At 44.0% G+C, this 11,607-nt stretch carries 8 protein-coding genes; 7 read left to right on the top strand and 1 reads right to left on the bottom strand.

From position 1 onward, the window contains the following. The 7 genes from pilB to HY035_04905 form a co-directional block, all read left to right on the top strand. On the top strand, window positions 1-1,576 hold a 1,576-nt coding region (gene pilB / locus HY035_04935), incomplete at its 5' end, for a type IV-A pilus assembly ATPase PilB (protein ID MBI3377735.1). 79 nt (window positions 1,577-1,655) lie between these two features. After that, window positions 1,656-2,747, top strand: a complete 1,092-nt coding sequence (locus HY035_04930; GenBank protein ID MBI3377734.1) for a type IV pilus twitching motility protein PilT — start codon at window positions 1,656-1,658, stop codon at window positions 2,745-2,747. A gap of 3 nt (window positions 2,748-2,750) precedes the next feature. Further along, the gene (locus HY035_04925) at window positions 2,751-3,965 is read left to right on the top strand and encodes a type II secretion system F family protein (GenBank protein MBI3377733.1); all 1,215 of its coding nucleotides are present in this window, start codon (window positions 2,751-2,753) and stop codon (window positions 3,963-3,965) included. Window positions 3,966-4,161: 196 nt separating this feature from the next. Next, window positions 4,162-5,907, top strand: coding sequence for a PAS domain-containing protein (locus HY035_04920; GenBank protein ID MBI3377732.1), 1,746 nt, complete (start codon window positions 4,162-4,164; stop codon window positions 5,905-5,907). After that, window positions 5,894-7,261, top strand: coding sequence for a sigma-54-dependent Fis family transcriptional regulator (locus HY035_04915; protein ID MBI3377731.1), 1,368 nt, complete (start codon window positions 5,894-5,896; stop codon window positions 7,259-7,261). The genes HY035_04920 and HY035_04915 overlap by 14 nt, the downstream gene beginning before the upstream one ends. A 4-nt stretch (window positions 7,262-7,265) precedes the next feature. Continuing rightward, entirely contained in the window at window positions 7,266-8,237 is a 972-nt protein-coding gene (locus HY035_04910) for a hypothetical protein (protein MBI3377730.1), read from the top strand. 268 nt (window positions 8,238-8,505) lie between these two features. Next, complete coding sequence (locus tag HY035_04905; GenBank protein ID MBI3377729.1) at window positions 8,506-8,778, top strand: HU family DNA-binding protein; 273 nt, start codon at window positions 8,506-8,508, stop codon at window positions 8,776-8,778. Window positions 8,779-8,947: 169 nt separating this feature from the next. Here the strand turns inward: HY035_04905 and HY035_04900 are convergent, their stop codons facing one another. Then, on the bottom strand, window positions 8,948-11,560 hold the full coding sequence (locus tag HY035_04900; protein MBI3377728.1) for a CBS domain-containing protein: 2,613 nt from the start codon (window positions 11,558-11,560) through the stop codon (window positions 8,948-8,950). Between the last annotated feature and the right edge of the window lie 47 nt (window positions 11,561-11,607).

Genomic DNA, 11,607 nt, shown 5'->3' with positions numbered 1-11,607 from the left:
TATGATAATGCCTCTTACGAGGATAGGCGCGACATTGACGGTAGCGATGGCAGACCCCTCAAATGTGTTTGCGGTGGATGACATAAAGTTTATGACCGGGTATAACGTTGAAGTTGTTATAGCAACGGAATCTGCGCTGATAAATGCCATAACAACTTCTTACGGAGGCAAAGTTGCCGGGGTTGTGCCTGCCCAGCCTCAGTCGCAGGCGGCACAAAAGGCGATGAAGTTTGAGGCGAAAGATTATACCCTGTCAGATACTGACATTACAGGAGAAGAAGAGGCGGGAGCTTTTGGTGAAGGTCCTACGGTTGATGTTGATGAATTCGACAGGATTGTCGGTGATGCGCTTGATGACGTTGAGCATGTCACTGAAGATGATATGCTGGGCGCAAGAGGTGAGATTGAAGAGCCGATTGTAAAACTTGTGAGTGGTATTCTTATAAACGCAATAAAAATAGGCGCAAGCGATATTCATATAGAGCCTTACGAGAACTCTGTGAGAGTTAGATACAGGGTTGACGGCGTTCTGGCCCTGGCAATGAATCTGCCTCTGAGGATTAAAAACTCCGTAGTCTCAAGGCTGAAGATAATGGCTAAACTTGATATCTCGGAGAGGCGGCTTCCGCAGGACGGCAGGATTAAGCTCAGGCTGGGCAAGAAGAAGGAGGTGGATTTCCGTGTTTCTATCCTCCCCTGTCTTTTCGGAGAAAAGACAGTTATGAGAATCCTGGATAAAGCATCATTGCAGGTAGACCTTACAAGGCTCGGCTTTGAAGAAGAGTCGCTGCAGAGATTTCTGGAGTGTCTTAATAAACCTTACGGCATGATACTGGTTACAGGGCCCACGGGAAGCGGAAAGACAACGACGCTCTATTCCGCATTAAATTATTTGAATAAACCCAATATAAACATAATGACCGCCGAAGACCCTATTGAATATAATTTCCTTGGGATAAATCAGGTGCAGATGAAAGAGGAAATAGGTCTCACATTTGCATCTGCCCTGCGCTCTTTTTTAAGGCAGAGCCCTGATATTATACTGGTCGGCGAGATACGTGATTTTGAGACCGCTGAAATAGCGGTTAAGGCTGCCTTAACAGGACATCTTGTTCTGAGCACCCTGCATACTAACGATGCTCCGAGCAGTGTAAGCAGATTGATGAATATGGGTATCGAGCCATTTTTAGTGTCATCATCTGTTATACTTATAATGGCTCAAAGATTGGCAAGAAAAATATGCAAGGAGTGCGAGAAGGAGGACGAGAAAATTCCTTTGCCGACGCTTATAAGCCTGGGGTTTTCGGAAGAAGATGCGAAGACTGTTAAGTGTTACAGGGGCAAGGGGTGCTCAGTATGCAGCAATTCAGGTTACAAGGGCAGGATAGCGCTTTATGAAATAATGGTTGTCAATGAGGAGATAAGAAAACTTATACTGGAAGGGGCGTCGGCGGTTGAACTTAAAAATGCTGCTGTAAGAGGAGGCATGAAGACTTTGAGGATGAGCGGGCTGACAAAAGTAAAAGAAGGCGTCACTACAATCGAAGAAGTGTTAAGAGTTACTTTCGGAGATTGAAGAAAATTTAAAATTCAAGATTCAAGATAAATCTCACGATTTTAAATTTTGAATTCTCACAGAGTGAGCGGAGGGATAGATGGCAACACTGTATGACTTGCTTAAGGTAATGATAGAAAAAGGGGCGTCTGATCTTCACATAACAACAGGAAGCCCGCCGCGTCTAAGGATTGACGGGAAACTCATCCTGCTGGATCAGCCGCAATTAGCCCCGGCCGAGACAAAAGCGCTCTGCTACAGCGTTCTTACAGACGCCCAGAAACATAAATTTGAAGAAAACAATGAACTGGACCTGTCATTCGGGGTGAAGGGGCTGAGCAGATTCAGGGGGAATGTCTTTATGCAGAGGGGAGCTGTTGCCGGCGCGTTCAGGACCATTCCTTTTCAGATAAAGACCTTTCAGGAGTTAGGACTGCCTGAAATTGTTAACGATCTTGTCAAGAAGCCGCGCGGCCTGATTCTTGTTACCGGGCCGACAGGAAGCGGTAAGTCTACGACTCTTGCCAGTATGGTTGACAGGATAAATTCCGAGAGGCAGGATCATATAATAACAGTAGAAGACCCGATAGAATATCTTCACCCTCACAAAAAAAGTCTTGTCAACCAGAGAGAGGTAAATGCTGATACATCATCTTTCAAAAATGCATTGAAGTATGTTCTCAGACAGGACCCTAATGTCGTGCTGATAGGCGAGATGCGTGACCTTGAAACAATAGAAGCAGCGCTTACCGTGTCGGAGACAGGGCACTTAACGCTTGCAACACTCCATACAAATTCTGCTGTCCAGACGATAAACCGTGTAATAGATGTATTCCCGCCGCATCAGCAGGAACAGATAAGAACTCAGTTGTCCTTTGTCCTGGAAGGGATACTGGCGCAGCAGCTTATAGCCAGGAAATTCGGGCAGGGAAGGGTTCTTGCAATGGAGCTGCTTGTGCCAAACCCCGCTATAAGAAACCTGATAAGAGAAGACAAGGTGCATCAGATATATTCCATGATGCAGACCGGACAGGCGAGATTCGGAATGCAGACGATGAATCAGTCTTTATTTGATCTCTACACCAGGGGACTTTTATCCTATGAGGATGCAATAGGGCGTTCGTCGGTTCCAGAGGAGTTAATAACAATGATACAGAGGGTGCCGGGAACTGCGGCAAAAGGAAGGGGGTAACAAATGGCAACAGTGTTTCAGTGGTCAGGCAAGACTACAAGAGGCGTTATAGAATCAGGCGAGATTACTGCGGCTGCTAAAGAAGAAGTTGCAGCTCAGCTCAGAAGAAGAAATATAACACCAACTTTGATTACTGAAAAAAAGGCCGGGAAGAAATTATTCGGCGGCTTTGGCGAGGGTAAAGTAAATGACAAGGACATAGTTGTATTTACAAGGCAATTTTCTACGATGATAGATGCAGGGCTTCCGCTTGTGCAGGCGCTTGATATTCTTTCAACTCAGGTTGAAAATAAGACACTTTCCAGAGTGCTGGGAGAGATTAAGGAGAGTGTTGAGGCCGGTTCTACTTATGCTGATGCGTTGAAAAAACATCCGAGGGTCTTTTCAGAACTGTATGCAAATATGGTGGCGGCAGGCGAGGCAGGCGGTATCCTGGATACAATCCTTAACAGGCTTGCAGCGTATATCGAAAAGGCAATGAAATTAAAGAAGAAGGTTAAAGGCGCAATGGTATATCCGATAGTTGTTACAACTGTTGCTGTTTTGGTAATTGCGGTCATAATGATATTTGTGGTCCCGACATTTTCTAAGATGTTTGCACAGCTTGGCGGAACACTGCCGCTTCCCACGCTGATGATTATCGGCCTGAGTCATTTTCTGGCGGGAATAGGCGGCCTTCTGACAGGAGTCGCAATAGTCGGGTTTGTTGTTGCTCTAAAGCAGTTCAGGCGCACGGAAAAGGGTACGCATATAACAGACAAGATACTATTGAAACTGCCGATATTCGGGGTTCTTTTGAATAAAGTTGCCGTGGCAAAGTTTACGCGGACACTCGGAACGCTTGTCAGCAGCGGGGTGCCGATACTGGATGGGCTTGAGATAACAGCGAAGACTTCAGGGAATAAGGTGATTGAATATGCAATCATGGAGGTAAGAAAGCAGGTTACAGGAGGAAAGACCCTTGCTGATCCATTGACCAAAGCCAAGGTATTCCCTCCAATGGTTACCCACATGATTTCTGTAGGTGAAACAACAGGCGCGCTGGATACAATGCTCAATAAGATAGCTGATTTTTATGATGATGAGGTTGACGCGGCAGTCAACGCCCTGACATCTATGATGGAGCCTATGTTGATGGTATTCCTCGGTGGGTCGGTAGGTTTTATAGTAATTGCAATGTATCTGCCGATATTTAAACTCATTACGCTAATAAAGTAGTTATGAGTTAAAAGTTAGAAGTTAAGAGTGGAGGATTTTAAAATTTTAACTTTTAACTTCTAATACAAACACAATAAATGTTGTTACACTGTCATTGCGAGCGACCGAAGGGAGCGTGGCAATCTCAAAGCAGAGATTGCTTCGGCTACGCCTCGCAATGACACCTTACTTAATGCGTTTGTATTAACTTTGTAGAATGAATGATATCCTGCTTAAAAAGGTAAAAGCCCTTATTTCCATAAGGGTTGTTTTTATCACACTCCTTCTGGGTTCGTTTTTCTTGCTTCAGGTCGGATACAGGAGTTTTCCTTATCCACGCGCCACTTCAAATCTTATAGTAGCGCTCTATTCCCTGACAATAATTTATTCTTTTCTCATTGACAGGATAAAAACGTATTTTACATTTGCATACTTCCAGATTTTTATGGATGTTGCGGCCGTAAATGTCCTTATATATCTTACAGGCGGGATTGAAAGCTGGTTTTCGTTCATTATGCTTCTGGCAGTAATATCAGCAAGCGCAGTCCTTAACAGGAAAGCAGGTTATGTTATTGCCACATTCAGCAGTATTCTCTATGGAGTCATGATAGATCTTCAGTATTATAAACTCCTTCCGATAAAGTACGACCCTGCGCTTAATGAAAAAGATTTTCTTTACAATATTTTTGTGCACATAGCTGCTTTTTATATGATGGCCTTCCTGAGCGGTTATCTCTCTTCAAGGCTTGAGAAGACAACGATAGCCCTTGAACAGACTGATTCTGACCTGAAGGAGCTTTCGCTTTTCAACAAAGAGCTTATTGAGAGCATTCCGAGCGGGATATTTACAACTGATATTGATGGCAGTATTCTGATATTTAATAAAGCGGCAGAGGATATAACGGGCATTCCGAGAGAAACAGCGGTGAGCCGAAAGATAACTGCGATATTCCCTTTTATTAATCCCCCCATCCCCCCTCACCCTAACCCTCTCCCACAAGGGGAGAGGGCATATAAGAATTACCCCTCTTTCAAGGAGATGGAGGACCTTCAAATTTCCCCCCCTCCCTTGATGGGAGGGGGCGAGGGGGAGGGTGTTATAAAAGCATTTTCGGAGCAATTGCTTGAAATAGAACGTATAGAGGGTGTGATAAGTCATCCAAGGGAAGGCAGCAGGATTATTAACCTGACCATCTCGCCGCATATGGATGTTACCCGCAGAAGAACAGGTTTTACCGGTATATTTCATGACATCACCATGCTTAAAAAAATGGAGATGGATATAAAGCATAAGGAAAAATGGGCTGCCATAGGCGAACTTTCTGCGAATATAGCGCATGAGATAAGAAATCCGTTAGCCTCTCTTAAAGGAGCGATAGAAATGCTGAGAGAGGACAGGGCGGCAAAGGAACAAAAAGAAAGGCTGACAGAAATAGCATTGAAAGAGATGGAGAGGCTGAATGAGATAATCACAGATTTTCTTATGTATTCAACCCCGAGGGCTGCCGAGTTCAGCGCTTTTGACCTCAATCTTGTGCTTGATGACACGCTTGAATTGCTAAAAAATACAGCATCCGCAAGGAAGGATATTTCTATTATAAAGGATTTCGACATGCCGCTTTTTGTTAATGCCGACCATCAGAAAATGCATCAGGTCTTCTTGAATCTTGGGATGAACGCCATAGAGGCAATGCCTGACGGAGGAGAACTTTCTGTCAGCGCAAAGCGGTCGGGCAATTCTTTTGAGGTTGTTTTTAAAGATACAGGCATCGGTGTCTCTCAGAAAAATCTTGAAAAAATATTTTATCCTTTTTTTACTACGAAAGATGAGGGCACTGGCCTCGGACTGGCTATTGCATACAGAATCATTGAAGAGCATAAAGGGAAGATAGATGTTATCAGTAATCCCGGCGAGGGCACGGCCTTTAAAGTTATAATACCTGACGGCAATGGAAAATCTTAATAAAGGTAAAATTCTGATTGTAGAAGATGAAAAAAGCATGCGGGAGGTGCTTGGAATCCTCCTTGAAGGGGAGGGTTACGATGTTACTCTTGCGGCAGGCGGCATTGACGGCATAAGCCTTCTCAATAAAGACATATTTGACATGGTAATCACAGACATCAACATGCCGAAGGTTAACGGCTTTGAAATACTCAAAAAAGTGCGTGAGACTTCTCCTGATACCCTTGTAATCATGATAACGGCATTCGGCACAACAGAATCTGCGGTAGAGGCCATGCAGCTTGGCGCTTATGATTATATACACAAGCCGTTCAAGATAGATGAAATAAGGCTTGTAGTAAAAAAAGCGCTTGAAAAGCGCAAGCTGAGCGAAGAGGTTTCGATACTCCGCGAAAAGATAAAGACAACATACGAATTCGGCAATATTTTCTGGAAGAACCCTAAGATGCAGGAACTGCTTAACATCATACCGAGGATTGCGCAGAGCAATTCCAATGTCATAATAACAGGTGAAAGCGGCACAGGCAAGGAATTAGTTGCGACAGCTGTTCATAACCTCAGCCCAAGAAAAGGGAAAAAGTTTATTGATATAAACTGCGCTGCATTTCCTGAAGGTCTTTTGGAGAGCGAACTCTTCGGGCATATGAAAGGCGCATTCACAGGCGCGGCATATAATAAACAGGGCCTTTTTGAAATAGCTGACGGCGGGAGTGTTTTTCTTGACGAGATATGCGAGATGTCAATTAACCTTCAGGCGAAACTCCTGAGAGTGCTTGAGAACAGTACGTTCAGGAGGGTAGGCGGCACTGCTGATATAAAGGTGGACGTGAGAATAATATCCGCTACAAATCAGGACATTAAAGAAGAAATTTCCGCAGGCAGATTCAGAGAGGATTTATATTACAGGTTGAATGTTGTCCCCCTGCATATTCCCCCTTTGAGAGAGAGAAAAGAAGACATTCCGATGCTTGTGGAGCATTTTCTGAAAAAGTTCTCATTTGCAGAGCGGAAGGTCTCTCCCCAGGTCATGAAGCTTTTCATGGAATACCCTTGGAAAGGAAACGTAAGAGAGCTTGAAAATGTCATAGAGAGAATAGCGCTTTTAACGGATAGGGATGAGATAACCGTTGAGGATGTGCCTCATGAGATACTGATGTTTTCGGAAGGCGCTGAATATACGTCGGATATCACTAAGGAAGGTGTAGACCTTGACAGCATTATTGAAGATGTTGAAAAAAAATATCTTTTGAATGCGCTGAAGATTACAGGCGGAAATAAGACAGAAGCGGCAAGGCTGTTGAGCCTTTCTTTTCGTTCGTTCAGGCACAGGCTGTCAAAGTATGGTATAAAATAAGTATATGAAACTTGGCGAAGTATTAGTTAAAGAAGGACTTATTACAAAGGAGCACCTGAGGCTTGCGCTTGAAAGACAGGTTATTTTCGGAGGCAGGATAGGGACCAATATTGTTGAACTCGGCATTCTTAAAGAAGACGAATTCGCAAAATTCCTTAGCCGCCATCTCAAGATTCCGGTTGCTGAGCCTTCGCAACTAACGAATATAGATGAAGAGACTATATCTGCAATAAGCAAGGAGCTGGCTGAAAAATACAAAGCAATTCCGTTTAAGAAAGATAAAAACAGGCTGCATATGGCAATGCTGGATCCTAAGGATATGAAGGCGGTGGATGAGTTCAGGTTTATCAGCGGCTATGACATAATACCTTATGCCGCCTCGGAACTGAGGATTCTCTATGCGCTCGAGAAATACTACGGGATAAAAAGAGACCTCAGATATATAAGCATTTTTGACCGCATTGAGGAAGAAAAACAGGTTGTTGTCACGGATTCAGAGGAACTCAAGAAAATAAAAGAGGCGTTTGCAAATGTGGCCGAAAAAGAAGAGCTTGCAGGAATTCTCATAAGTGAGGCACAGAAGGCTGCAAAAAGAGTGGCGCTGTTTATAGTGAAGGGCAATGGTGTTTCAGGGTGGAAGGCTAAGGGCTTAACAGTTGAAGGAGTTGATATCAACGCATCTTCTTCAAAGGGGGCCGCAATATTTAACGATGTTCTTGTGAAGAAGGCTTATTACAGGGGCCCTGTACTCAATGTCCCGGGCAATGAAGAGCTTATAAAAATACTGTCAGGAACACCGCAGGACAGCCTCACAATTCCGATAAGCATAAGAGACAGGGCCGTGGCTCTGCTTTATGCGGACAACGGGGTCGATGCGGTTCTTGATGCTAATGTGAATTATCTCAACACACTGGGTTCACTGGCTTCCATTGCTTTTGAGATATTGATACTGAGAAAGAAGATGATGGATATGTAGAAATCAAAAGAAAATGAACTGTATCCCAAATCCCGATATTGAAATTGTCATTGCGAGCGAAACGAAGCAATCTCAAGCTTTTGCAGAAAGATTACCACGAACCCTTCGGGTTCTCGCAATGACAGAAAAGGCGAGACGTTAGCAAGTCTATATCGGGATTTGGGTGCATTTCTTGGCTTGACAAAATATATTCTTCTTGATAGTGTTACTGCATTCAGTTATTAATCATCATATGGCCATAACCAGTTAAGAGAAAGGGGGGAAGTTAATGACAAAGGCGGAGCTTATTGACAAGATAGCTTCGGGTGCGGGGCTGAGCAAGGCAGATGCTTCAAAGGCGCTCGATTCAACTTTAAACGCAATAAAGTTATCATTAAAAAAAGGACAGAAGGTTACGCTTGTCGGCTTCGGAGCATTCTCAACCGTGAAGCGTAAAGCCAGAAAAGGGCGTAATCCTAAAACAGGGCAGGTTATCAATATTCCGGCTGCAAGAGCGCCGAAATTTATATCAGGCAAAGCGCTTAAAGATGCAGTAAAATAATTTGAGAGTGCTGAAAAACCACACATTCTAATGTCATTGCGAGGAGCGGTAGCGACGTGGCAATCTCTAACATATTGATTTATATAAAAGTGAGATTGCGGAGTTTATCCCGAGCGGCAAAATTGAGATTGCTTCGCCTTCAGCTCGCAATGACAGTTTTTAAGGGGTCTTAAATTAGATATTTCTCTGTGACAAACCTTTCTTCATCTTCTTTGGTTTTCAGTCTGCCGTTTAGTTTTTCGTCAAGCAGCTCTGAAAAAAGTTTAGAGTAAACAGGGCCTGGCTTAATGCCTATCTTTTGCAGGTCTTTACCCTTCAGAAGCGGCTTTATTTTTCTTAATTCAATCAGGTATTGAGATATTGCTTTCTGTTTCTGTTTGCTTTTGCTCTGAGCCATTGAGAACAGAAGGATTTCAAGGTTAACGCCATTCAGAAGATGGTATAGGCCGGCGGGATCGTTTGAGGGAAGTTTATTCAGCATATCCTTTGACTGTGTTATGCCTTTTGTTATCAGCTCTCTTACCCTGGGCGGCGGCGCCAGTCTTTCAATTGCAGTGTTCCTTTCTTCCTCTTTGAGAGTGGACAGCAGAGCCATCAGGTACAGCGCTCCTCTGTCAGGACTTTCCTCAAGGAAAAGCAGATTGAACCATGCGAAAGTCTCAAACATGGATTGCAATGCTGACTCGAGCTCATTATTGAATAAGAGGCCCGGATGTATCACCTTTAACAGCCCGAATTCAGAAAGTGTTTTAAGAGTCTTGACAGGTTCTGTTTCGTTGAATGCAAGCAGAAGTTCCTCATAGAGCCTTGCTCCGGAAAGCCTGCTGAAGAGATCCAATTTGAGAGTTGACTTTATAAGGGTTTCCGTATGTTTGCTGAGCTTAAAGCCGAATCTTTCTGAAAATCTTATGGCCCTGAAGGCCCTTGTGGGATCCTCGATGAAACTCAGATTGTGTATAACCCTTATGATTTTCTCTCTCAGGTCACGCTGCCCTCCAAAGAAGTCTATAAGAAGTCCGAAGTCCTTCAGGTTAAGTTTCACGGCAAGTGTGTTGATTGTGAAATCCCTCCTGTAAAGGTCTTTTTTTATTGAGGAAGTTTCCACCGTAGGAAGGGATGCCGGGGATTCATAATACTCTGTCCTTGCAGTTGCCACATCAAGTTTCAGATTGTCTGTGATTATTTTTGCCGTGCCGAACCTCTCATGCGTTCTTATCTTTGCATTCAGTTTCCTGCCAAATGTTTTTGCAAAGGCAATTCCGTCTCCCTCAACAACAATGTCAATGTCAAGATTTTCCTCGCCCCTGAGCAAATCTCTTACCGAACCGCCGACAAGATATGCGTTAATCCCGAGCTGATCCGCAATCTCTCCTGCAAGTTTGAGGATGGCGTATATTTCAGCCGGAAATTTTTCTTTTAGAAGTACGGCTATGTTTCTCCCTATGGATGGCGTCTCTCTTGCATCTGATTTATCAAGCCTGCGCCGTTTTAAAAATTCCTCATAGATGGTTCTTAAAAGGTCTGTTCTTGTTATTGCTCCGGCGATAATGTCTTTCTCTATTACTGGCATAAATCTTTGGTTATGTTCTATCATCATCTGTTCTATTTGCCTGATAGATGTGTCAGGGCTGACGGTTGCCGCATCAGTTGTGCAGAAATCTATGGCTTTGCTTTTGCCAAATCCGTGAAAAAGCGCTTTTTCAACAATTTCCCTTGATATTAAGCCTGTATACTTTGTGTCCTTCATAACAGGGAGAACGTTCACGCCGTATTTGATCATTATTGTTTCTATTTCCTTTACAGTGCTGTCCCAGTTTATGCTTACGACAGGGCTTGTCATAATATCCGATGCAACCTTGCCCGGCTTTACATTGGCAAGTATAACTCTCGTCAGCCTCTCTTCAACTATCTCAAGAGATTCCTCTTTTACAGTAGCCGCGGCTGCCGTAGAATGGCCTCCGCCGCGGCCGTTGAGCTCTCTCATTACGTCTGCGACATTGAGTTCAGGCGCACGGCTTCTTGCCACTATAAGTATTTTCCCTTCCATCCTGAGGAGTACGAATAATGCATCAATGTCTTCCATGTCCATTATCCTGTGTGCGAGATGCGCAGCGTCGCCAAGATAACTCTCATTGGAAGCCTTTGCTACTTTTATCCTTATCCCGCTGCTGACTATTTCTTTTGCCGACTGGAGCAGTTCATTAAGGATGTCAAGTTCTTCACGGCTCATTTCCAATCTGAGAAAACTCGAGACTATATTCAGATTAGCACCGCGTTTGATAAGATATGCGGCGGCAAGGAGGTCCCGCTCTGTCGTGGATGGGAACAGCAGCGAGCCTGTCTCTTCATATATGCCGAGACACAGGATGGTTGCCTCCATTGGCGAGGGGTGCAGCTTTTTGTCTTTCAATATCTCAGAAAATATAGTCGCTGTAGCGCCGACTTCCTCAATAGCCTCGACGCTGCCTTGTATATCCCCTTTTGCAAAAGGGTGATGGTCGTATACATGTATGACTATTCCTGGTTTGGAGATTAATTCTGCAAACTGTCCTATTCTCTGCGGATTCTTTGTATCAACAATAATCAGGCGGGTAATCTTTGACAGGGCAATGTCTTTAATGCGTTTGATCTCAACAGGCTCAAATGCCTCTATGAAATCCCTGAGTTTTTTTTCCTGAGAGCCTGCAAAGACGAGCTCTGCCTCAGGGTAGAGTTTCTTTGCAGCGACCATTGAAGCGAGGGAATCAAAATCAGCGTTTATGTGGGAAGTTATTATATCCATCTGAGAATACCTCTTTCACCCTCCCCCTCGCCCCCTCCCATCAAGGG

This window comes from Nitrospirota bacterium (assembly GCA_016195565.1).
GTDB lineage: Bacteria > Nitrospirota > Thermodesulfovibrionia > Thermodesulfovibrionales > UBA1546 > UBA1546.
This window is presented reverse-complemented; position numbering and strand designations above follow the sequence as displayed.